The sequence below is a fragment of the Streptomyces sp. NPDC001020 genome (genome assembly GCF_053599115.1).
Genome location: NZ_JBSFLQ010000043.1, coordinates 1 through 22,722 on the forward strand (window position 1 = coordinate 1; position 22,722 = coordinate 22,722).

The following is a 22,722-nucleotide window of genomic DNA, read 5'->3' on the forward strand; positions in this document are numbered from 1 at the left end:
CTCAACCCCATGCTCGCCGGAGCCGCCATGGCCTTCTCCTCCGTCTTCGTCGTCGGCAACAGCCTGCGACTGCGCGGATTCCAACCGGCCGACCGGTAAGCGCTCCGCCAACCAGATCGCCCCCGAGGCCCGACGGCTCCGCAAGCCGCCGGGCCTCGGGGGACCAGCCACACGGAAGGGAGGACGGCGATGACGTATCGACCGGCACCGTCGAACCACGTACGACCGCAAGGAGTACGAGCGACCTCATGGACGATGGTCCGTAAGGGGGCCGCACACCCGGTGACCCGGGCGGCCGCCGCCGCACTGTTGCAAGCCGTGGCCACGCATCTCGGTCAGGCGGCCGCTTCCCAGGGCCGGACGGGTCCGTGCGCCTGTCGCTGACCGCACTCCCAATGAGCACGCGGGTACGGCTTCGGCCGTACCCGCGTGTTTTTTCGGAACCTGGGACCGGTCCGCAGGAGCGGCAGCCCCTGGGCCCGTGCCCGGGGGCTCAGCGCTGGTAGGCCACCAGCGCCATCATTCCGACCTCGCCGTGGTACGCGTTGTGGCAGTGCAGCATCCACTGGCCGGGGTTGTCCGCGTCGAAGAAGACCGACACCGTCTTCTTCGGCAGCACGATCGTGGTGTCCTTGCGGGGCCCGTCACTGCCGAGTTGGTAGGTGTGGCCGTGCAGGTGCATCGGGTGCCACATGGTGGTGTTGTTGACGAAGTCCAGCCGGACGCGCTGACCCTGCTCCACCGTGATCGGATGGGCGGCCGGGTCGCTCATGTCGAAGCGCCTGCCGTTGATGGCCCAGTCGTACTTCGCCATGCCGCCGGTCAGCTCGATGCGGTGGACCCGGTCCGTCTTCTTCGACGCCAGGCGAACGTCGTCCGCCGCCTTCAGCTGCGACGCGGACATGATCATGCCGTGCAGTTCCTTCGGGCGGACGTTCGCCTTGGGGCTGCCTCCGGAGCCGGTGCGGACCAGGGCCATGCCGCCCGCGTTCTTTCCCTCGGCCTGTGCGACCAGCGGGAACACGCCGTCGTCGAGGGTGACCAGGACGTCATAGCGTTCCCCCATGCCGATCAGCAGGGCGTCGACCTGCTGGTGCCGGACGGGGAAGCCGTCGGTGTGGGTGACGGTCAGCCGGTGCCCGCCGAGGGCGACGCGGTAGGCGGTGTCACCTCCGGCGTTGATCAGACGGATCCGGATCCGTTTGCCGGGCTTGCTCCGGAACACCTGCGGGTCGGCCGCGACGCGTCCGTTGACCAGGTGGTGCGGGTACTTCACGTCGCCGGCGTCCCCGCCGAGCAGCGCGCTCTCGGCGCCCATCAGCATGAACCTCATCGACATACCGCCACCGGAGGGCGAGCCGGACGGGGACCCGCTCATGTCCATGTCCCCCATGTCCATGCCGCCCATGTCCCCCATGTCGTGGCCACCGTGACCACCGTGGCCCGACTGGCCGGACGAACCGCTCGAATCACCACCCCCGTGCATGCCGCCCATCCCCTGACTCAGCTCGGCGAGGGCCTCGTCCGGAGTGCCCGTGACACCGTCCAGCCAGTCGTCGAGCACGACGACCCACTCCTCGTCGTACGACAGCGGCTCCTTCGGGTCCTCCACGATCAGCGGGGCGTACAGGCCACGGTCGATCTGGGCCCCGACGTGCGGGTGGAAGAAGTAGGTGCCGGGGGCGTCGGTGACGAACCGGTAGGTGAAGTTGCTTCCGGCCCTGACGTGGGTCTGGGTGGCCGGTGGGACGCCGTCCATGTCGTTGCGCAGGGCGAGGCCGTGCCAGTGCACGGATGTGGCGGTCTTGCCCGGAAGTTGGTTGGACAGGGTGGCGGCGAGTCGGTCGCCGGCCGAGACGCGCAACTCCTTGCCGGGGGCCTGGCCGTCGAAGGCCCATGTCCTGGCCTTGATTCCCGCGCCCAGCTCCACCGTGGCCGGGGCGGCGACCAAGGTCACCTCATGCGTTCTGCCGGTCCTGGTGCGCTTCTTCTCGGCCGCGGCGACCGCCGAGCCGGACGGGCTGACCAGGTCGGAAGTGGCGCCGGAGTCGGTGCTGCAGGCGGCGAGTGCGCCCACGCCTGCGATGCCGAGTCCGGCCAGGAGCACGGATCGACGGTTCAAGGTGTTCACGAATGGTCCTCTTCTCACGGTGGTGTCCGCTGGGTCGCGTGCGAGCACGGCAGCGCGTGTACGAGGACACGCGCGGCCGTGGGCGCGGCCTACAGCAGCAACCGGGAGAGGAGTGAGAGATCGGGCGGTGCCCGGCCCACGGTTCCTGGGACGTCCCGCCCGGCGGCAGCACGGGAAGGCACGGCCAGAGCGTGGTTGACGGCGGGCTCGGACGGAGGTACCAGCTTCACCGTGTCAACGCCGGCCGCGGAGCAGTGCTGCATCCCCGCGCCCGTGCAGGCGCCGTCAGAGCCGAGGGAAACCGGAGCCGCCGCATTGGCGAGCGGGGCAGGCGCGGCGGAGTGGGATCGCGCGGGCGGGACGGATCCGTGATCCATGCCCGTCATACCGACCGCCTCGACCGTCCGGGACGACGGGACGTGAGTCATCGGTGCGACCGTCTCGTGGTGCACGAGAACGGCGAGCACCACGACCAGCGCGATGACGACGGCACGCGTGCAGCGGAGGACGACGCGCCAGGCGCTTCGGCGATCCTCGGCTGTCGTCATGCTTCCATCCGCGTTTCGGTGACGTCGGGTGCCGTCAATATACCCGTACGGGGTACCCATCGCCCGTGCCGGCCGCCGGACACCCACCTGTCGGTGATGGATCGAGCACACAGCGTGTCTGTAGGGTGTGCGGCGCGACGCCCGGTGTGAAGGCGCACCCTCGACGGGCACCGCGCCGAGCAGACGCCCCGGCGACGCGCGGGCCTCGCGCACCTTCTCCGCCTGTTCGCACCGGTACGAGCCCCGATTCACCGCGGAGAGCCTCATGGTCCTGTCCAGGCGCCACGTCGTCACCGGACTCAGCTCTGCCCTCACCGCCCCGTTGACGGCACCCGACACCCCGCCGCCCCTCTCGGCGCCTTCGGCCTCCGACCCCGAGGCGCTCGCGCGCGACGAGTCGTTCTGGCGTAGATGCGCCCGGCAGTACCGCGTCAGCGACGCGTACACCAACCTCGAGAACGGCTATTACGGGATCATGCCGGATCCGGTTCGCCGCGCCTACCACCGCAATGTCGACCGCCTCAACCGGTCGAACTCCTATCTGCTGCGCACCACTTACAAGCCGGAAGCCGACGCCGTCCGCGCCCGGATCGCCGCGCTGGCGGGCGTGACCAAAGAGGAGATCGCGCTCACCCGCAACGGCACCGAAGCGCTGCACAACCTGATCGGCGGGTACAACCGACTCCGCCCCGGCGACGCCGTGCTGTACGCCGACCTCGACTACCACAGCGCGCAGTACGCCATGAACTGGCTACGCGAACGACGCGGCGTCGACGTCGTGCGCATCACGATCCCCGAACCAGCCACCCGGCAGGCGGTTCTCGACACCTACGCCAAGGCCCTCAGGGACCACCCACGGGTCCGGTTGCTGCTGCTCACGCACCTGAACAACCGGACCGGCCTCGTCCTCCCGGTCCGCGACCTCACCCGACTGGCGCGCGGCAAAGGCGTGGACACGATCGTGGACGCCGCTCACTCCTGGGGACAACTCGACTTCACCATCCCCGACCTCGGAGCGGACTTCGCGGTCTTCTCCCTGCACAAATGGATGAACGCACCGCTCGGTACCGGCTTCCTCCACATCCGTCACGGCCGCCTGGCCGACATCGACCGCGCCTACGACGACGAGACCTATCCCCTCGACGACATCCGCTCCCGCGTCCAGCTCGGCACGATGGATGTCGCCCCCGTCCTGTCCGTACCCGCGGCGCTGGACTTCCACCGTGCGCTGGGCGGCAGCGCCGTCAAACAGGCCCGCCTGCGCTACCTCCGCAACCGCTGGGTCAACCAGGTGAGGCACATCGACAACCTGGAGATCCTCACCCCCGACGACCCCGAGACCTACGGCGCCATCACCTCGTTCCGCGTGACCGGACGCACCTCCGAACGCGACAACACCGCCAGCGCGAAACACCTGCTCGACCACCACCGCATCTTCACCGTCCAACGCGGCGGACCGGCCAAGGGCGACTGCGTACGTGTCACCCCGGCACTCTTCACCCTCACCCACCATGTCGACGCGCTGGCGACAGCCCTGCACGACGTCGCCACGCGATTCCGCGCACCCCGGTCGGGCGGGTGACTCGCCGCAAGGCTGCACGACGGCCCGTCGCGGAGTGTGCCCTTGCCCCCGAACGCGGGGTGACCGACCTGAAAACCGATCCCACCTTCTCCGCCGCGAAGCAGAGATCCAGCAGATATCCGCAGGTCAGGGGCGTGTTAACGGAGATGACAACGGTCACCGATGCAGCCTTTGGCGTTTGCCTCCACCATGCGTTTCACTGCCGGGAACGCGTCCGACACGAGGGGGAAGGCGTACGACATGCGCGATCATGATCACGACCGTGGGGTGGGGTCGGGGCACGAGAGCCACGGGCACGGTCACGGCGCCGACGGGCACGCGGGCCACTCTCACGGCGTTTCGGCGGACGCCGACCGTCGCTGGTTGACCGTCGCGCTCACCCTGATCACGGTGTTCATGGCCGCCGAGGTCGTCATCGGCGTCATCGCCGGCTCGCTGGCCCTGATCTCCGACGCGGCGCACATGCTCACCGACGCCGCCTCGATCGTCCTCGCCCTGATCGCGATGCGGCTGTCGGCGCGCCCGGCCCGCGGCGGCTTCACCTACGGACTCAAGCGTGCGGAGATCCTCTCCGCGCAGGCCAACGGCCTCACGCTGCTCCTGCTGGGCACCTGGCTGGCGTACGAGGCGGTGCACCGGCTGATCAGCCCGCCCGAGGTCGAGGGCGGGTTGATGCTGGCGACCGCGCTCGTCGGGATCGTGGTGAACGTCGTGGCCACCTTGTGCATCTCCAAGGCCAACCGCAGCTCCCTGAACGTCGAGGGCGCCTACCAGCACATCCTCAACGACCTCTTCGCCTTCATCGGCACCGCCGTGGCCGCGCTGATCGTCGTCCTGACAGGCTTTGCGCGTGCCGACGCCATCGCCACGCTCGTCGTGGTCGCCCTGATGTTCAAGGCCGGATACGGGCTGGTCCGCGACTCCGGGCGGATCTTCCTGGAAGCCGCCCCGGTGGGCTTCGACCCCGACGCCATCGGGGACGAACTCGCCACGCGTCCCTCCGTCGTGGAGATCCACGACCTGCACGTGTGGACCATCACCTCCGGCGAGCCCGCCCTCTCCGCCCACGTGCTGGTCGAGCCGGACGGAGACTGCCACGCCGTACGCCGCCATCTGCAGCAGATGCTGCGCGACAAGCACGGCATCAGCCACGCCACGCTCCAGGTCGACCACCTCGCGGAGGACGTACCGGCCGCGGAGAACCGGCTGCACATCACCACGCTCGCGGGAACCGCGGCCGCTCACTGCGACGACGCCCACGGACCCGTCCACCGGCCCGGACCGCACGAACACTGACGCCGGCAGACGCCCTTGCGCGGCCGGGGCCGGATCCGTGCGGTCCGGCCCCGGCATGTCGGCTTCAGCCCGGTACGGGAACCGGTCGCGTCGCCAGGTGTCCGGCTCGGTGCAGTCGGGCCACCAGCCCCGCGCACATCAGCCCGGTGGTGGCCAGCGCGGCCCACGGCAGCCAGCGCACCCCGGTGTCGAACAGCGCTCCGACGGCCAGGTTGCCCACGGAGACGGCGATGCCGGAGGCGGTGTTGTAGGCGCCGTAGTACGTCGCGACGAGCCGATCGCCGGAAAGCCGGACCACGGTGTCCATCTCGAACGGGTAGAGCAGGGCACCGCCCCAGGCCAGCAGGGCGGCACACAGGACGAGTGCGAGGACGCTCGCCGTGAGGCCGAGACTTCCCGGGTACGGGCCGGGCAGCAGCGGCACGAACGCGGCCCCCATCACCATGAGGCCGTAGGCGATGGCCTGTGGTCCGGCCAGGGTCCGTTTCGCCCATGTGGTCAGCTTCAGCTGGCCGGACAGCGCGGCCAGCGCGGAGATGGCGAAGACCGCGCCGGTGACCAGCCCGGTCCGGTCACCGAAGAGGTCACGGGCCCTCAGCGGCAGCGCGAGGTAGACCTGGAAGGCCAGGACGTACGAGCCGGTCATCGCGGCGGTGAAGAGCAGGAAGGGCCGGTTGGAGACGACGGTGCGCCAGTCGGCGGCCACCGCACGCCAGGCCGGCTCGGCGCCCCGGTCGGCCGGGGCACGTGCGGGCAGGGCGCGGGCCTGAAGCGCGGCCAGGATGCCGAAGACGGTCGCCGCGACCGTGCACACGGCGGCGAAGTCCCAGGTCAACAGGGCGAGTCCGGCGAGCGGGCCGACGAGGATGCCCGCCTGGTAGAAGACGTTGAAGGCGGCGAAGGCCTCCACCCGCCGCTCTTCGCCCGCGTCCGCGGCAAGGTAGGCGCGGACGGCCGGGTTGAACAGCGCCCCGGCCAGCCCCGTCAGCGCCGACGCGCCGATCAGGGCGGGCAGCGAACCGGCCACCGCCAGCAGCCCGAAGGCCACGGTGCGCAGCACGCAACCGGTGAGGATCATGGGCTTGTAGCCGTACCGGTCGGCGAGCGTGCCGCCGATCAGGAACATGCCCTGCTGGGAGAAGTTCCGGACGCCGAGCACCAGGCCCACCGCCCAGGCCGCGAGCCCGAGCCCGTGAGCGAGGTGGTCGGCCAGATAGGGCATGAGCATGTAGAAGCCGAGGTTGATGGCGAACTGGTTGACCATCAGCAGCCGCGCAGGCCGGTCGAAGGAGGCGAGCTGGGCCCGCAGTCCCCTCGTCACAGGCCCGCCTTCACCAGGTCACGCCCCAGTGGGTCACGGACCTGACCGCACCGGGTCCAACTGGTGACCACGCACGCGTCCGGCTCCGCGATCTCGTCGGGTTCCTCCGGCGGTTCCTGGCCGAGGAGTTGGTGCTCGCGGCACCAGGCGTCGTTGTAGACGGTCTCCAGATAGCGGTACGGACCGTCGGGGAAGACCGCGGCGATCCGGGTGCCGACCGGGAACGTACGAGCGGCCCATCCGGCGACGAGCGCCACTGCGCCGACGCTCCATCCGCCGGACGCGTAGTGGCGCCGCGCCAGCCGGCGGCAGGCCCACACCGCCTCGGCCGGGGCCACCCAGTGGACCTCGGTGAAGGCGCCGTAGTCGACGTTCTCCGGGTGGATGCTGGAGCCGAGGCCGCGCATGAGCCGGGGAGCGGCGGGCTGCCCGAAGATGGTCGAGCCGACCGCGTCCACCCCGATCAGCCTCAGTTCGGGAAGGGATTCGCGCAGTGCGGCCGTGACACCGGCCGAGTGACCGCCCGTGCCCACCGCCGCGACCAGGACGTCGACACGGCCGAGCTGAGCGAGGAGTTCGGCGGCCAGCGGCCGGTAGGCGGCCACGTTGTCCGGGTTGCGGTACTGGTCCGGGCAGTACGCTCCCGGGGTACGCGCCAGCCGTTCGGCCACGCGCTCGCGGCGGGCTTCCTGCCAGCCGCCCTCCGGATGCGGGGCGGTGACCTGGTCGACGCGTGCGCCCAGAGCGGTGAGGAGACGGACCACGGAGGGTTCCATACCGGGGTCGGTGACGACGGTGACCGGGTGACCGTAGGTCAGCGCGGCCAGGGCGAGCCCGAGGCCCAGGGTGCCGCTGGAGGACTCGACGATCGGCGCGCCCGGCGCGAGCTCACCGCGCCTGCGCGCTTCGGCGACCATGTGCAGGCCGGGGCGGTCCTTGATGCCGCCAGGGTTGGTGCCTTCCAGCTTGGCGTAGAAACCCCGGCCGGGCGGGGCGAAGGGCTCGTCGATCCACAGGACGGGTGTGTTGCCCACGAGTTGGGCGGGACGACGGGCGATCACGGGCAGCGGGGCATGGGCCCCGAGGGGTTCGAGCAGCGAGAGGTGCATGAGCGTACGGCTCCTTCGCGCCCCGCGCCGGTGCGCGGAGTGCGTGGTGGGGGGCATGGGCGCGCGGGCACGCCCCGGGCCGGTTGTCGGCCGGGGGACGTGCGGATGCGCCTACTGACGCCGGACGCAGTGCAGCGCGAGGGTGGACGGGCCGTCCGGTGCGCGGGCGGTGCCGGCCGCGCCACACCGTGTGCCGGGCCTGGCGAGAGGCCCTACAGCGGCGGCGACCGGGACGGGTGAAGGTACGTCGTGGTCGGGCTCGGCGACCGCGTCGTCGCAAGCGGCCCGGGGCCGGTCCACCACGTGGTCGCTGTGACCGTCCGCCTTGTGCTCGTGCCCGGGGGGCCGCGCGGGGCCGTCCCTGTCGTCGTCCGCATCGAGCTGAGAGCAGTCGACGATGCCGCCCACGTGGGGACCGGCGAAGGCGGAACAGTGCACCGTGCCCGCAAGATGCGCGGTGACGAATACGACGAGGCCGAGCAACAGCCCGACACGCACCGCGACGCACCCGCGCCTCGATGCCCAGCCTCGCAGTCCGATCACATGCACAGAGTATTCGCTTGAGTACGGTCCGTCATGCTTCGGTGTGTCTGAGGTCGGTCTCCTTCCGGATTCCGGTGGAGAAGATCAGGGTGCTGTCGTGTCGAACAGGCCGGCGCGGGCGGCGAGCAGGGCGGCTGCGGCCGCACGGGAGGTGGCTCGTTCGTCGAGGGGCTCGCCGGTGATGAAGAGACGGTGATAGAGCGGGGCGGTGGCGGCCCGGATTCCGTCAGCGCGCCCGTGTGATCCACTCGCCGCCGCCCAGTGGGTAGTCGTAGCCCGGGCGGCCCACGTCGGCGCTGGTGTGGAACGGGGTGCCGTTGTCGTCGATGTGGACGGTGCCGCGGCGGCTGCCGCTCGACCAGTCCAGGGTGAGGTCCCAGCGGACGTCGTGCGCCTTGGTGCGGGCGGTGACGTAGAAGACCTCCGGGTCGGACTCGCTGACCTTGTACGGGAAGTCGCGCTGGCCGTTCTTGACGGTGACCGTGGGACTGCCGTTGTCGAGGCTGATGTCGAACGACTTGGTGTCGACGCCACCGCCGCACCCGACGCCCATCACGTAGTCGTTCCAGGCGAGCGGCGCGCCCTTGGTGAGGACGCGTACGTGCAACGCCTCCAGTACGACCGTGTCCTTGCCGGTGCCCTGGACGGTGAGGGCGATCCGCTGTTCACCCGAGGACACCGCCCCGTATGCGGCGGCCCAGCGCGGAGCGTCCTGCTCGTTCGCCGGCGGGCCGACCTGCTCCGGTTCGCTGTTGACGAGGAAGTGCTGACTGCACGGGGTGTCGTAGACGTAGGGGCGGGTGCCGACAGCGAGCGGAACAGCGCCGACGTTGCTGTCGCCGGTGGGCTGGACCGGACCCTGCTTGCTGCCACCCTTCGAAGGGCCGGACTCGGCCCCCTTGGACTGGGTGGTGGGGGAGACGGAGGCCGATGCGGACGGCTTGTGTCCCTTCACGCTCGGAGACGGGGCGGCGGACGGCTTCCCGGCGCCCGCCGTGCCGGTGATCGTGGCGGCGGCACCGGCCGTCTGCTGGTTCCCTGTGTCGGTCCCGCCACCGAACAGCGGACGCACGGTGAGCACCACGACCCCCAGCACGGCGGCCACCGCGACGCAGGCGATCAACACGGTGCGGCGACGGCGGGGACGACGCGGCGGCGCGGGCTCGCGCCGCACGTCGACGACGACCGGATCACCGTTCTCGCCCTCGCCCTGCCGGTTCGATGCCGCTGAGCCGGGATCCACCGTTTCAACGGTTTCCGGCCCATCAGCCGCATCAGCAGAACCGGCAGCATCAGCGGCATCCGCCGAACCGGCTGAACCGGCTGAACCGGCTCCAGGAGCCGAACCCGTCGCCGCGGCCTGATCCGCCCTGTGCCCTCGCGCCGCGTCCGCCAGGATCCAGCGCCGGTGCAGCTCCACCAGCTCCTGCGGCGTGGCCCGGCAGACCCTCGCGAGGCGCTCCACCGGTGCGTACTCGATCGGCACCGCGGTGCCGTTGCAGTAGCGGTGCAGCGTCGACGTGCTCATGTGCAGCCGCTTGGCAAGCGCCCCGTAACTCAGTCCCGAGCGGTCCTTGAACTCGCGCAGCAGCCGCGCGAACGCCTTGGTTTCCTCGCGCCCTGTCGCCCCTGACACCCGTTCCCCCACACCCGTATTCCAGTCTCGCGTTCCAGGGACACCGCGTTCACCCTGGTCAGAGCGCATTTCGGTGTTCCAGCGTCCCCAACTGCCCACAATGCATGGCGGTTGGGACGGATCACTTCGCAAACTCGGATCATCCAATCACCACCGCCACCCGAACACCGAAGGGGCACGGCAGCATGACCAACCTCCGCACCTCCCGCACTCGTCTCGTCGGCGCGGCCTCCGCCGTCGTTCTCGCCGCGCTCTCCCTGACCGCGTGCAACGACGGAAAGGCGTCTCACGACGAGGGGGCCTCGCAGGCCACCAACACGACCGCGAACTCCTCGCCCAGTGCTCCTTCTTCCGGCCCCGACGCCGACTCCTCTCCTTCTTCTTCCTCTGCCTCGTCCTCCTCTTCGGATGCCAAGCCCGCCACCCCCACTGCCGGGCGTGCCACGCACACCTCCGCACCGAAGGCGCCCGCATCCTCCGGCAAGCCCGTCACCTGCGAGGGGGCCAACACCAGAACGGTCGCGGCCCCGCTGAACCGCCCCGTGAACCACATGCTGCTCACGGTGACCAACACCGGTGGCAAGAGCTGCTACCTCTACGGGTATCCCGCCGTCCGCTTCGGCGAGGCCCAGGCCGTGCCTCCGGTCATCGAGGACTCGCATCCGCAGGCAGTCGTCACGCTCAAGCCGGGCGAGTCCGGCTACGCCTCCGTGAACCTGTCCGCCACCGACGGCAGCGGCTCGAACGGCCAGACCGTGAAGTCCCTGACCGTCTACTTCCACGGCCCCTCGGGCAACGAGAGCGTCGGCACGGGCGCTCACCCGTCGCTCCCCGCGAAGGGCGTCTACGTCGACGACTCGCTCAAGGTCACGTACTGGCAGCAGTCGATGGACGACGCCATCAACTGGTGACGCCCGAGCGCGCGCTCGAAGAACAGCAGCGCACAGACCGTAGAGGGGTTGGCAACTGCTCGCCGGGGAGTGTGCTCTGCGGTTGGTTCAACTCGTCTTCCGCTCCTGCGGCCGATCCGTGCCGTACAGCTTCGCGGAGGCGTCCACGTGGGCCAGTCTTCGCAGCGCGCTGAACGCCGCCTCACCCAGTACGGTCCCGACCACCACGGCCTCCACCATGTCCTCGGCCGCCACCCGCCGGTCCACGTATTCGAGGTCGGCGCGGGCGACCTGCTCGGCCGCGTCGGCGTAGTCGTCGAGCACTTCGACGAACGCCCTGTGGCCCAAGCGGTCCATGGCGGCAAGGGCCTTGGACAGGTCGGCGGCTGCGGTGTTCGACTCGTGCGTCCGCCAGCCACGCCGGGAGATGAGGTCGGCGACGACGGCCTGAGCGGCTGTCGACTCGGCATCGTCGTACTCGGTGTCCCCGTTCCCGAGGCGGTCCGCGGCAGTGCCGAGCACTTTGTGCAGCGGACGCTCCGGGTCGTCGACGGCCGCCAGTACATCCGCGATTTCGGCCACCTTCATGCCGCCCACATCGAGCAGTGCCCGGATCAGCCGCAGCCGACGCTCGTGCGCGTCGCCGTAGGCCGCCTGGTTCGGGCTGGTCAGCTCACCCGGAGGCAGTAGGCCCTCTCGGACGTAGTACTTGATCGTCGGTACCGACACCCCGGTCCTGCGACTCAACTCCCCGATACGCACTGCCGGTTCCCTCCTTGACCTTCGCCCTGAGGCCGAGCCGGCCCTTGCCGACCAGTCTCCCATGATAGATAGTTGGGCTATCGGATAGCGGATAGTGCTGCTACCTACTTGGGGGATCCATTGTCTTCTTTACGTCCGTCACACCGGCCTGCACTGCAGTCGTCTCCGTCGGCGCCCTGGCGGTCATGGCACCGGCCGCTGGTGCTGTTCGCGGGGGCGATGGCGTTGATGGCGGTCGTGTCCGCAGTGGGACTCGCCGTCGACGACCGTGTGTTGGCGGGCGCGCCGATCTGGTTCAAGCCGTTCAAGTTCTCGGTGTCGTTCGTGGCGTACGGCCTCTCCTTGGCCTGGATGCTGTCGCTCCTCCCCAGCGGACGACGCGTCGGCTGGTGGGCGGGGACAGTCGTCGCTCTGGCGAGCCTCGTCGAGATGGTGATCATCACCGGGCAGGTGGTGCGCGGGAAACGCAGCCACTTCAACTACGCGACACCCTTCGACGAGGCGCTCTACAACGTGATGGCCGTCGCGGTCGCCATCCTGTGGCTCGGCACGCTCGTCGTCGCCGTGCTGCTGCTCCGCGCCCGAATCACCGACCGTCCTTCCGCCTGGGCGATGCGCTCCGGCATTGTCCTGGCACTGGCCGGGACCGGCGTCGGCTTCCTGATGACCCAACCCGTACGGGGGCAGCGGCGTGGCGTCTCCAAGGTGGTCGGCGCGCACAGTGTGGGGGTACCGGACGGCGGTCCTTCGATGCCGCTGACCGGCTGGTCGACGACCGGAGGCGATCTACGGATCCCGCACTTCGTCGGCATGCACGCGCTGCAACTCCTGCCGCTGCTGGTCATGGTGATGACCGCCCTCGCGCCCCGCTTCGCCCGCCTCGCCGACGACCGGATACGGCTGCGCCTGGTGCTGCTCGGCTCGGGAACGTACGCCGCCGTCTTCGCCCTGGTTCTCTGGCAGGCCCTGCGGGGCCAGCCGCTGATACACCCGGACGGCGTGACGCTGGGGGCGGCCGGCCTGATCCTGGTGGCGGTGGTTCTCGGGACGTGTGGATCCCTGTGGGTTCCGACTCCCTCTTCGCACAAGGCGACGGATGCGACCGACGCTGAAGACGCCTCCGCTGCCAAGGACCTTGTGGCATGACCGGATTCCTCTTCGAGCTCTCCTTCTGGCTGGCCGCACCCGTATGGCTTCTCATGATCTTCGTGCCGGGGTGGGGCCCGACCTTCCGCATCGCCAGTTCACCGTGGACCGCGGTGCCCGTTCTGCTCGTCTATCTCGCTCTGGCGGCCCCGGTGTTCCCCGAACTCTGGATCGCGGTCCGCAGTCCGGACCTCGACACTTTCCGCGATCTGACGGCCCTCGCGGACGGCGCGGGGGCCGTCTGGGCGCAGGTCATCGCCTGGGATCTGCTGATCGGGCAGTGGATGTACCGGGAGGCCAGACGGCTGGGGATCTCCGCCCTCCTGATGGGGCCGCTGCTGATCCTCACGATCCTTCTGTCACCGTTCGGACTGCTGGCGTTCCTGGGGCTGCGCACGGCAAGGTCACGGCGTACACCCCGCGACGGTCTCGCCAACCCCGTGGCTGAGGCCACGTAGTCGGCACTCGACATCCGTGGGTGCCGGTCCCAACCGCCCGCAGCCTCGTGGTGCGAATGCGGTGCGCGTCCGCGTCCCACCTGCGGCCTGGACCGGATGCACGCGTCGAGACGTCCTGCGGTGTCAGACCTCCCGGATGATCACGCGGTTGCCGCAGAGCCGGGCCCAGTCGTCGCGGTCGGAGGTGAGGACCAGGGCGGGGGACGGCGAGCGCAGAGCCATGGCGGCGACGAGGGCGTCGATCGCGTACTTGTGCCCGTGCAGTCCGCCGGCCTCTCGCAGCAGGTTCACGGCTTCGAGCGAGTCCTCCGGGGTCACGGGCTCCAGGCGGAGCCGGGAGAGGTACCGCCTCAGGCGCGCCATGTCGGTCTTGCCGTGCACGGCCTCGACGACGGTGAGTGCGGAGACGCGGACCGGAAGGCCCGCCCTGCGGGTCGCTTCGATGCGGGCCGTCAGTGCACGGTCGTTGCGTAGGAGCAGTGAGAGCGCCTCCGAGTCGAGGACGACCGAGCGGACGGTCTCCTCCTTCACGCCGCGTGCTTCCCCTCGTCGCCCTCGCTCCTGGGGTTGCCGAAGAGCTCTCGGGAGGCGGCTTCGATCTCCGCCTCGGTCAGCGGGCCGTGCTCCGCTTCCTGGGCGGCGACGATCTCGGCCAGGCCGTCCATCTCGAGCTGGTGCCTGACCGCCTCGGTGATGTAGGAGGACAGTCCCCGCTTCCCGGTCCGCTCCCGCAGCACGGCTACCAGGTCGGCCGGCAGGGAGACGGAGACGTTCTCGGTACGTCCCGCACGCTGGGTTGCCATGTAACCAATGTACGACAGGAAGTATTACAGCGCCTGTCGTTGTCCTGGCTGGTCCACGACTCACCAGTCCGGGAAGCAAGACCCAGGCCTGTGTGATCAGTCGGCGAGCAACGTCTTGGCCTGGACGACAAACAAACCCAGGTCGCTGACCTGGGGTTTCTGCTGGAGCGGGTGACGAGAATCGAACTCACGCTCTCAGCTTGGGAAGCGACAGCGCTCGCACAGGCTCCATGGCTCTGACCAGCATGAATACCTGACCCTCGAGGTGATCGTGCGTGTCGGATCGCACCGAAGTCGACCGTGGGTTTCCGTCCTTACGGGCATGCGGAGGGCACGGGACCTCGGAAGACGGCAGGCCGACGCCACCGAGGAGACGGCTGCACGCGGTCCGCCTGGTGCGGGGATCAGCTGTTGAACGGGGCGCTGCGGCCGCACTGCTTCCACGAGAGCCTGGCGCCGGGTCCTCCGTCATTCGATCGGAGCCGCGCGGTGCACTCGCCGCCCGCTGTGCCATTTCGAATGGCATACTCGGAGTGTGACTGACGACGACGTTGACTTCCCGCCCGGCGACGGCCCCACGAGCGGTATCTCCGTCACCTTGACCGCCGGAACCCTGCAGGCCATCCGTGAGCGGGTCGGCAAGCGAGGTGTCTCGGCTTACCTGGAGAAGGCGGCCCAGCGGCAGATCGAGCGCGACAATCTGGACGAGCTGATCGCGGACTTCGACAAGGTGCACGGTCCGGCCGACCCCGAGGCCGTGGCGGCCAAGCGTGCCCGGCTGACTGGAGGCGCCACGAACGCAGGGGTGGCCGCGTGAGCGGTGTCCTGGTTCTGGACAGCGAGGGCCTGGCAAAGGCCGTACAGCGGGATCGGGAGATCCACGAGTGGCTGACGGCGGCTCGCGACGCGGACTTGCCCGTGATCACCTCGGCGGCCATGTTGGTCGAGGTGATCCATCCGAAGATCAACGACGCCGCACTGAAATGGACCCTGTCCCGCCTGAGTGCCGAGCCCGTGACCCAAGCCGTCGCGCAATCCGCTGCCGCCTTGCTGCGGGCAGCGGGGCTGCACGGCCACAAGTACGCCATCGACGCCATGCTGTGCGCGACCGCCTTGCAGCATCCTGGCCGGGTGACGATTCTGACTTCGGACGTGGAAGACATCGGGCTGCTCACCGCCGAGCATCCGCGCCTGAGTGCCGAGAAGGTCTGAGCCGCGACGCCTTGTAGAAGCGGTGCTCGCCGTGCGGACGCGGCTCTGGCTCAGCGGTCTCCTGCCCAGGCGGCAGGCCGGCTGGGGGACACCCTCTCGACCTGCTCGGATAGGGCTGAACGATAGCGCGGTCGGCATCGGGCAGGGGCGTGTCACGTCCGAGTAGCGGCGCCCCCACTGTTGACACCAGGGCCGGAACGAGGGAGGTCGTAGGGCGCCTGCTAAGCGGCCTGGCATGACGCGGCCCGGAAACGACTGAGGTCCAGGTCGATGACCTGGACCTTCATCATGGAGCGGGTGACGAGAATCGAACTCGCGCTCTCAGCTTGGGAAGCGACGGCGCCTGGGTGGCCCCCATGGGCTCTGACCAGCGCAGATACTCGGCCCTTGAGATGGTGGCGTCCCGCCGGGTGGTGTAGCCGATCATGCGCCGGAATCCGCAGGTCGGGGACGGTGGTTCCGCCGAGTCGAGGGTTCAACTCGCCTCGGCTGGGCGCCTCGTGGACTGCCGCACCCGCGGAGACCGTCAGGTGCCTCGTACCGGAACGCGTAACCCTTGATCCCTTACACCACGAGGCGGGACGCGACCGCGACGGACCTTGGGAGGATTCCGCGTCCAGGTGCCTCATGCCCGTGACATGTGTGGTTGCGGATGCATAGGTGGGGTCGGCTTCCGGTTGTCATTCGACGTCGACTCCGGAGGCGCGGGCGAGGCCGTCGAGTCCGTCCGCCCTTCCCTGGCCGAGGGCCCGTCGGCGGTGTGTCGATACAGCTCGGTGATGACCATGGCTCGGATATCCGGGTCTGCGGAGGGCTGGAAAGCCGTCCTCGGCAACAGGCCATGGGGACGTGCGCCCAATACATCAATCCGGTACATGGACTACTCTTGGTACATGTCCATGAAGCGCACCAACGTCTACGCCGACCCCGAGGACCTGGCCATCATCAAGGAGGCTGCCAAGCGCCGAGGCATAAGCGAGGCCGAGATCATCCGCCAGGGCATCCACCTTGCGGCCATGGCGAACCGGGTCTGGGACGAGCCGCTGTTCTCGCGCACCTTCGAGGGGCCGGGGCGCACGCTGTCCAAGTCGGATGTCCGCGACACGGTCGCGGAAGCCGTCCGGCGTGAGACCGGCTCGGGTTCCGGATCCGCCGCGTGATCATTGTCATCGCCGATACGTCCGGCCTTCTGGCAGCCCTGGACTCGGCTCATCCGGAACACCGGGCGGCGAACGAAGCGATCATGGCGGCGGGCCTGCTGGTCATGTCCCCGCTCCTGTTGGCCGAACTGGATCACGTGGCGACGCGTGAGCTCGGCAGGGAGGCTGCCCTCAGCGCGGTCGACGACCTGCGGCGCTGGATGAGCCGGGGTCGTGTCGTCATGCCGGAGATCACGGAGGACCACCTGGGCGCCGCCCAGTCTGTCCGTGTCCGCTACCGCGCGCTCGACCTCGACCTCGCCGACGCGGTGAACGTGGCGCTTGCCGCCGACTACGACACGGACGCGATTCTCACCCTCGACCGACGAGATTTCCGGGCCGTACGTCCGTTGGGCCGCTACAAGGCGTTCCGGGTACTCCCTGATGATCTCCCGCTCTGACGCAGGTCCCTCAGCGGTCAAGTGCCCACTTCCGCAAGCGGCTTGCGCACCGCCCATGACGAGTCACGTGCAGGAACACGGACGGTTCGGTTCCCTTCAGCCTCGGGGCGGTGAGTCCAGCAGCCTACGAGGCTCGGGAGGTCAGTCGTCGGAGGACAGCACGGGCGCCCCATCGGCACTTAGGGCACGCCAAGGACACCTCACCCTCGAATTGGACTAGACGACGAACAACCCCCGGGTCGATGACCTGGGGGTTCGAAATGGAGCGGGTGACGAGAATCGAACTCGCGCTCTCAGCTTGGGAAGCGACGGCGCTTCAGCGCCGAATGCCTCCTGACCTGCGCTTTCGCAGCTCGGGCTATGCCTGCCAGGGGCGTCTGGAGACCTCTGTTGACCGTGGTTGTCCGTTCTTACGGGCACGCTCTGGGCACGGCCTGTCCGAAGCCTCCCGTCAGTGCAGGGGTGACGCCCACGCTTCCTCGCCCTTGCTGCTCCAGCGAAGGGCCTTGCGCACGCACACGCTTCGTCGGCTGACGTGACGCGGCGCCCGGAAACCAGCGGCTGCCGCACGCTTTCCCGAATGGGGCTGGCGGGGGTGGGCAGCAGCCTCGTATGTCTTCGGACAGGCGAGAACCGAGACCGAGTCGGGCTTGTCCAACCCCCAACCGGGAAACGGATGTGAGCTGGGTTGAATCCGGAGCCGGTGTTGCATCTGTCGACCAGCCAGGCGATGTAGTCAAGATGACGCCGGATCCGCTGCGGGAGTGCTGACGTCGCTGTCACCGCCCGGCCTTCCTGATTCGGGACCGTGCGCCGCGCGGATGTCCCGTACCCGCTCCGTGCGGAGGACCTCAATGCCGCTGATGGTCGGCGTTCGGAGTCGTGCACAGGGCATCGTCGACCAACTCGGTCGCGGCCTGTTCCACGCGCAGGACGTCGTCCGCGGAATCGGCGGGGACGCCTTCGAACCGGCGACACCCGCTTTAGGAGTTCCCCCCAGACAGGGCTGTGACCTGCGGAAACAGCAGCCGAACGGTGTCTGGCCTCGGAAAGCACCCCTTAGTAGTTCTCGTGTGTTCACGGGGCTTCCCGGCCTCATGTGTGCCGAATCCGTTCTGGCCGACCGGCTGCCCGGGACAGGGCGATTCCGGGGACATCGACGCCCGCGGCACGAGGAGTAGCGTGGAAAAGGCGAGATGAGTCCCGTGATCGCACCGAATCCTGAAGACGGGTGATCCTCATGACCGGCTCCGATGCACGGCCTGTTTCCCGGCATCTGCCCAGTGGTGTTCACGAGGCCGTGCAGCCGGGGTGTGCGCTGCTCCGGTTGGAGACCACGGAGGCGCGCGAAGGCGTCCTCGATGGTGCGTGGTGGCCGCGGTCGCGCGACATCGGTGCCGAGCTGCCCGCGCTGCTGAGCGCCCTCATCGGCCACCTCGGCCCCGTCACGCGCGTCGGGTTGGACGCCGCGGCCTGGGAAGGGCTTCCGACGCGGATCGTCGTCGAGGACCGGGTGGTGCGCATCGACTCCTTTCCGGTGGGCGACGACACCGTCCTGATCACTCGCGGTGATCAGGACGTCTTCTCGCTGCTGGTGGTTCCGCCGGACGCGGCCCCCGAGGCCGCCCGCGCCGCGATGGCTCAGGCCGTCCGGGCCGACAACGTCGCCCAGGCGGAACAGATTCTCATCGACACCGGAAGCGCACAGGCGTCGCCGGAGTGACGAGTGAGCCGTGGGCGGCGGAGCGGCGCTGGACGACACCGGTGAGGTCATCCGCTCCACTCCACCAGGAGCAGCGTCGCGTCGTCCGTGGTGTGTCCGCCCCGCGCCCGCTTGAGCGTGTGGGACAAGGAGCGCGCCACCGTCCGGATCCCGCGGCCGGTTCTCTCCAACTGGTTCACCCAGTCGATCAGCTGGCCCTCTCCGAACTGCTCTTCACCCATCGCGTGTTCCTCGATCAGTCCGTCGGTGAAGCAGAGGAGGCGGTCCCCCGGCTCCAGCTTCATCTCGCACATCTGCGGCTCCGGACCGCCGAAGCCGACAGGGAGGGTCGTCGGACCGGTCAGCCGGAGGGCTACACGATGATCACGGACGAGCATCGGTGACGGGTGCCCGGCGTTGACCCACTGAAGATGTCCCGTCGTGGTGTCCAGCTGCAGCATCTGCGCGGTGACGAAGTGCTCGGGGCCGAACTGGTCCGCCACAGCGCGGTCCATGAAGTCGTAGATCTCCGGAAGCCCGGTGCCGGCGCGGCGGGCGTGGCGGTAGGCACCGATGGCCACGGTGGCCATCGTGGCCGCGTCCAGGCCGTGGCCCATCGCGTCGATCATGGCCACGTGGAGGACGTCTCCGTTGAGGGCGTAGTCGAAGCTGTCCCCCGCCACGTCATAGGCGGGTTCCAGGATTCCGGCAACGGCGACCCGAGGCATGATCATCGCCAGCGGTGGCAGCAGGGACCACTGGATCTCTGCGGCGACGCTCATTGGTTCACCGCGTCGGACACCGAAGAAAAGGTCGGAGTAGCCGTGCTTGGTCACCAGTAGGTCGGCCACCAGGGCGGCGATCCTACGCAGTATGCGGCGGTCGTGGTCATCGACGCTGTCCAACGTCACTGCCATGACCCCGACCTGGTCGCCGCCGTCCAGCAGCGGCAGGTGGACCCGCACGCCGTCGTCTTCGGGCAGCTCGACGGGATGAGCGTCGAGAAAGCAGCGGCCCGCCTCGGAGTCGTCGATCACCTGCGGTTCGCCTTCCGTGAGGCCCTCGCCGGGCAGAGGTACCAGCAGCAGTTGTCCGTAGTCCTGCAGCAGCACCTGCGGCCGGCGGCCCCCGAGCCGCTCCACAACGTCGGCGACCAAGGGCCCGATGAGATGGGGCGGCAGTTCATGCGCGCGATCGAGTACCTCGCCCAGCAGAGCTTCCCCGAAGCTCTCGGAGCGGTCCGCGCGCCGTCCGGTCGTCATCCACTCACCCGCCACGGACCGGGCCGGTCAGGGCGGCGGGCTGGGACGACGCAGGGTCTGCCGGTGGCATCGCTCCATCGAGGGGTCGTAGACGCCCGGGTCGGCCCGGGCACGTGGGCCCGACCGGGGGCTGCTCACCTGAGCCCGGCTCCTCCTTCCGACTCCCATGTGTCCTGTCCGTCGGGGCCGCACTCGGCGAGTGCCAGCAGGAGCGGAGCCGACAGCGAGTTCCCTGGGGCGGCGGCAGCGGTCAGCAGCTGGGCAGCCGTTCCGGCCGGCTCGTCCGGTGGGATCACCAGCAGTTCCCAGCGTCCCACGGTGCCGCAGTCCACGGTGATGGCATGCGCCTCGGCGGCGAGGTCGGTCAGGACCACCTCGATCACATGCCCGGGCGCCATCACCTTCTGCGGGGCATCGGGCCAGGCGGCGGTCCCCACGGTGACGTGGGTGACGGTGCCGACGCTCGGATCCAAGAAGGCGACCAGCGCGGGCAGTTCCAGTTCCAGTTCGTCGCAGCGCGGCCACCACGCTCCGTCCAGCGGGCCGTGGCTGGCATCTCGCGTGAGGCGCAGCCGGGGCAAGGGCATCCGGTAGGTGTGTCCGGCGGGTGCCGGACCTTCGGCGGGCTTGGAGATGTCGTCCATCGTGCGATCCCGTCCCGGGCGACTTCCGGCTGCCCGCGTTCGTCACTCGCCGGGAATGGCGCCGCCGTCGTCGTTCGCCCGAAAAGCTCTCGGTTGGTGCCAGGCTACTCCGGCCGCGGCGGACGGCGCCGCGCGCAGCGGTCGCGCGGACATACGTCCGTACGGCAGACGACGGGTGGCGTGACCGCCGCGGCCGGTACGAACGCCGGCTCATCGCCCCTCTGCCACATCATCGGCGTGCCGGGGACAGCCCTTCGACAGGCAGACTCAACACGCAGGGGGCGACGGGGCCGGGCAGCCCGACGACCTCACCCATGTTCTGCCAGCCCCAGGACGAGAAGGCGGCTTGTCCTGCCTGGTCGGCAGGATGCAGCAGGGTGACCCCGAGGGTGGAGTGCAGGTCTGTGAGCAGACGCTGTTGCAGGCGGCGGGCGATATCGCGGCGCTGAGCGTGCGGATGGGCCACGACCTGGGTGAGGACGACGAACCGCGTGCGGGAGGCGAGCCGCTGGATGATCTGCTGGAGCGTTCCGTCGAACCCCCGGCGGCCGGAGCCGTCAGGGCCCACCGGAAATCCGAAGGCGCAACCGACCAGCACCGTGGTCTCGGCGACCAGCAGCGCGAAGCCGGGGCGTTGGGCCATGGCCGCCAAGCGGTGCAGGAAGTCTCCACGGTCGTGGTACGCCTCGCCGGGGGTGCCCGCGACAGACTCCGCAGCCAGGTCCGCGATGTCCTCGCGGATGTCTTCGGCCTGCCAGCGGGTCAGCCGGCGAAGGCGGATCGCGTCCTTGAGGACCGGCTGATGCGGCCGACGAGCGAGGTCCTCGGGCGCCCGCGTCGCGGTACTCATGAGGTCGCCGGGTGTGGCGGGCGGCACGGGGCTCACGGGAGCCGGAAGGAGGAGGGAAGCAGATCCGGTGACAGCAAGGAGTCGGGTGATCTGCGCGCACGGGTGGTGCAGCCGCAGGGAGGCGTGAACCCGGCCGGCGCGCCGTGATGCCGACAGGAGGACGTCCAAGCCCCTGGCGTCGCAGGAGCCGACCGTGGTCAGGTCGACGTCGATCACGGTGACACCGTCCAGCAGACACCGCTCCAATGCGGCCCGCAGCAGCGGCGTCGTGGCCGGTCCGATGTCACCGGCGAGCGTGACGAGCGTCCGCTCCCCTCGATTCCGCCGACGGATGTCCAGCCGGGAAAGGGCCATTCCGCTTCCCCTCGGCCGGGGCGTGGACCGGCGCGGGTGCTCAGCGCGGTCCCATCCATGATGAGCTTGCGTAGTTGCTTCGACCGCGGCGGACATGATGCCGACCCGTCTCCGCGCCGACCACTGGGGCGGCCCGGGGTTCCTCTCTCGCCGAGGACGACCCGGCGTGGCGGCCGGAGTGCGTGGTGCCCTCGGTACGTCAACCGTACGTCGCCTGCGACCGGAAGCGGCTGCGCCGAGGCTGCGAGGAGTACGGTGGGGAGAGTCGAGGGTACTTCGTACACCGGTGACCGGGCTGGTCTCGTCCTCGGCGCGCGGCACGGTAGGAGCCGCGTGACACCTACGGGCCGTTCCCAGGGCCCGGGACAGGTTCGTCCGATGACCAACGAATCCCTGCACTCACCGTACTCATCCCTGACCGTGGACGTTCCAGATGCCCCTCCTGCCGAGGGCAGGGTAGAGGTGCGCATCGTCTCCATGGATGCCGAAGCGGCCCGCCACGTCGCGGACGCTCTCCGAATGCTGTTCGCCGGGGGCGAGCAACGCAGCTATCCGGCGCTCCCGTCGGGGAGAGGGACGCGTCTGCACCTCACGCTCGACGCCGAGCGGGGCGCCGACCAGATCCGCCCCTGGCTGGAGACCAGCAGACCGCCGGTCGACCGGACACATCCGGGCGAGACGGCGCAATGCGTGTGGCCGCCGGGCGGGCCGTCGCCCGCCGAACCCCCGACCGTGGCGAGTCCTCCGCCCCTACCGCCCCAAGACTCTCCGGTTGGGGGAGCAGTCCTTCCATGACGGCTCGGCCAGGCGTATCGACGGGGCCCGGTGGCCGAGGTCCTACGACCTGACCGCCGCACTCCCCGGAGGACTGCT

The 22,722-nt window shown here is 69.6% G+C and carries 22 protein-coding genes; 10 read left to right on the top strand and 12 right to left on the bottom strand.

The features are described 5' to 3' along the window. Positions 1–493 precede the first annotated feature (493 nt). A complete protein-coding gene (locus ACWDEX_RS30880; RefSeq protein WP_450467764.1) occupies positions 494–2,131 on the bottom strand; it encodes a multicopper oxidase family protein in 1,638 nt (545 codons plus the stop codon). A gap of 89 nt (positions 2,132–2,220) precedes the next feature. Further along, the gene (locus tag ACWDEX_RS30885) at positions 2,221–2,679 is read right to left on the bottom strand and encodes a hypothetical protein (protein WP_450467765.1); all 459 of its coding nucleotides are present in this window, start codon (positions 2,677–2,679) and stop codon (positions 2,221–2,223) included. A gap of 265 nt (positions 2,680–2,944) precedes the next feature. Here ACWDEX_RS30885 and ACWDEX_RS30890 point away from each other — a divergent pair, with 265 nt between their 5' ends. Beyond that, positions 2,945–4,261, top strand: coding sequence for an aminotransferase class V-fold PLP-dependent enzyme (locus tag ACWDEX_RS30890; RefSeq protein ID WP_450467766.1), 1,317 nt, complete (start codon positions 2,945–2,947; stop codon positions 4,259–4,261). A 240-nt stretch (positions 4,262–4,501) separates the two neighbouring features. Further along, entirely contained in the window at positions 4,502–5,557 is a 1,056-nt protein-coding gene (locus tag ACWDEX_RS30895) for a cation diffusion facilitator family transporter (protein ID WP_450467767.1), read from the top strand. Between the two features lie 64 nt (positions 5,558–5,621). On the opposite strand, the gene ACWDEX_RS30900 is transcribed toward ACWDEX_RS30895, so the two are convergent. The 4 genes from ACWDEX_RS30900 to ACWDEX_RS30915 form a co-directional block, all read right to left on the bottom strand. Beyond that, on the bottom strand, positions 5,622–6,821 hold the full coding sequence (locus tag ACWDEX_RS30900) for an MFS transporter (protein WP_450467812.1): 1,200 nt from the start codon (positions 6,819–6,821) through the stop codon (positions 5,622–5,624). A gap of 53 nt (positions 6,822–6,874) precedes the next feature. After that, the gene (locus tag ACWDEX_RS30905) at positions 6,875–7,987 is read right to left on the bottom strand and encodes a PLP-dependent cysteine synthase family protein (RefSeq protein WP_450467768.1); all 1,113 of its coding nucleotides are present in this window, start codon (positions 7,985–7,987) and stop codon (positions 6,875–6,877) included. Positions 7,988–8,098: 111 nt separating this feature from the next. Next, positions 8,099–8,530 carry a hypothetical protein gene (locus ACWDEX_RS30910; protein WP_450467769.1) on the bottom strand — a complete coding sequence of 144 codons (432 nt, stop codon included), beginning with the start codon at positions 8,528–8,530 and terminating at the stop codon, positions 8,099–8,101. A 226-nt stretch (positions 8,531–8,756) separates the two neighbouring features. Further along, positions 8,757–10,166 (bottom strand): helix-turn-helix domain-containing protein, encoded by a 1,410-nt coding sequence (locus tag ACWDEX_RS30915; RefSeq protein WP_450467770.1) that lies wholly within the window; start codon positions 10,164–10,166, stop codon positions 8,757–8,759. Between the two features lie 185 nt (positions 10,167–10,351). Between ACWDEX_RS30915 and ACWDEX_RS30920 the strand changes: the two genes are divergently transcribed. Further along, positions 10,352–11,077, top strand: a complete 726-nt coding sequence (locus ACWDEX_RS30920) for a DUF4232 domain-containing protein (protein WP_450467771.1) — start codon at positions 10,352–10,354, stop codon at positions 11,075–11,077. Positions 11,078–11,164: 87 nt separating this feature from the next. On the opposite strand, the gene ACWDEX_RS30925 is transcribed toward ACWDEX_RS30920, so the two are convergent. Next, positions 11,165–11,818: a MerR family transcriptional regulator gene (locus tag ACWDEX_RS30925; protein ID WP_450467772.1), complete on the bottom strand. Its 654-nt coding sequence runs from the start codon at positions 11,816–11,818 to the stop codon at positions 11,165–11,167. A 219-nt stretch (positions 11,819–12,037) separates the two neighbouring features. Between ACWDEX_RS30925 and ACWDEX_RS30930 the strand changes: the two genes are divergently transcribed. Both ACWDEX_RS30930 and ACWDEX_RS30935 read left to right on the top strand, forming a co-directional pair. Then, a complete protein-coding gene (locus ACWDEX_RS30930; RefSeq protein ID WP_450467813.1) occupies positions 12,038–12,964 on the top strand; it encodes a hypothetical protein in 927 nt (308 codons plus the stop codon). Continuing rightward, a complete protein-coding gene (locus tag ACWDEX_RS30935) occupies positions 12,961–13,422 on the top strand; it encodes an ABA4-like family protein (protein ID WP_450467773.1) in 462 nt (153 codons plus the stop codon). The genes ACWDEX_RS30930 and ACWDEX_RS30935 overlap by 4 nt, the downstream gene beginning before the upstream one ends. Positions 13,423–13,545: 123 nt before the next feature. Here the strand turns inward: ACWDEX_RS30935 and ACWDEX_RS30940 are convergent, their stop codons facing one another. Together ACWDEX_RS30940 and ACWDEX_RS30945 are read right to left on the bottom strand one after the other, a co-directional pair. After that, positions 13,546–13,953: a PIN domain-containing protein gene (locus ACWDEX_RS30940; protein WP_450467774.1), complete on the bottom strand. Its 408-nt coding sequence runs from the start codon at positions 13,951–13,953 to the stop codon at positions 13,546–13,548. Next, on the bottom strand, positions 13,950–14,225 hold the full coding sequence (locus ACWDEX_RS30945; RefSeq protein WP_450467775.1) for a hypothetical protein: 276 nt from the start codon (positions 14,223–14,225) through the stop codon (positions 13,950–13,952). The genes ACWDEX_RS30940 and ACWDEX_RS30945 overlap by 4 nt, the downstream gene beginning before the upstream one ends. Before the next feature lie 535 nt (positions 14,226–14,760). On the opposite strand from ACWDEX_RS30945, the gene ACWDEX_RS30950 reads away from it, so the two are divergent. From ACWDEX_RS30950 to ACWDEX_RS30970, 5 genes are all read left to right on the top strand, one after another. Continuing rightward, the gene (locus ACWDEX_RS30950) at positions 14,761–15,042 is read left to right on the top strand and encodes a hypothetical protein (protein WP_450467776.1); all 282 of its coding nucleotides are present in this window, start codon (positions 14,761–14,763) and stop codon (positions 15,040–15,042) included. Then, positions 15,039–15,437, top strand: coding sequence for a PIN domain-containing protein (locus tag ACWDEX_RS30955; protein ID WP_450467777.1), 399 nt, complete (start codon positions 15,039–15,041; stop codon positions 15,435–15,437). The genes ACWDEX_RS30950 and ACWDEX_RS30955 overlap by 4 nt, the downstream gene beginning before the upstream one ends. 893 nt (positions 15,438–16,330) lie before the next feature. Continuing rightward, a complete protein-coding gene (locus tag ACWDEX_RS30960; RefSeq protein WP_450467778.1) occupies positions 16,331–16,597 on the top strand; it encodes a ribbon-helix-helix domain-containing protein in 267 nt (88 codons plus the stop codon). Further along, positions 16,594–17,037 carry a PIN domain-containing protein gene (locus tag ACWDEX_RS30965; RefSeq protein ID WP_079661261.1) on the top strand — a complete coding sequence of 148 codons (444 nt, stop codon included), beginning with the start codon at positions 16,594–16,596 and terminating at the stop codon, positions 17,035–17,037. Before ACWDEX_RS30960 ends, ACWDEX_RS30965 begins: the two co-directional genes overlap by 4 nt. 1,240 nt (positions 17,038–18,277) lie before the next feature. Further along, the gene (locus ACWDEX_RS30970) at positions 18,278–18,760 is read left to right on the top strand and encodes a DUF5994 family protein (RefSeq protein ID WP_450467779.1); all 483 of its coding nucleotides are present in this window, start codon (positions 18,278–18,280) and stop codon (positions 18,758–18,760) included. Positions 18,761–18,807: 47 nt separating this feature from the next. Here the strand turns inward: ACWDEX_RS30970 and ACWDEX_RS30975 are convergent, their stop codons facing one another. From ACWDEX_RS30975 to ACWDEX_RS30985, 3 genes are all read right to left on the bottom strand, one after another. Then, the gene (locus ACWDEX_RS30975) at positions 18,808–20,001 is read right to left on the bottom strand and encodes a PP2C family protein-serine/threonine phosphatase (protein WP_450467780.1); all 1,194 of its coding nucleotides are present in this window, start codon (positions 19,999–20,001) and stop codon (positions 18,808–18,810) included. A 134-nt stretch (positions 20,002–20,135) separates the two neighbouring features. Next, the gene (locus tag ACWDEX_RS30980; RefSeq protein ID WP_450467781.1) at positions 20,136–20,645 is read right to left on the bottom strand and encodes a DUF5994 family protein; all 510 of its coding nucleotides are present in this window, start codon (positions 20,643–20,645) and stop codon (positions 20,136–20,138) included. A 229-nt stretch (positions 20,646–20,874) separates the two neighbouring features. Next, positions 20,875–21,849 carry an STAS domain-containing protein gene (locus tag ACWDEX_RS30985; RefSeq protein WP_450467782.1) on the bottom strand — a complete coding sequence of 325 codons (975 nt, stop codon included), beginning with the start codon at positions 21,847–21,849 and terminating at the stop codon, positions 20,875–20,877. Positions 21,850–22,722: the final 873 nt, after the last annotated feature.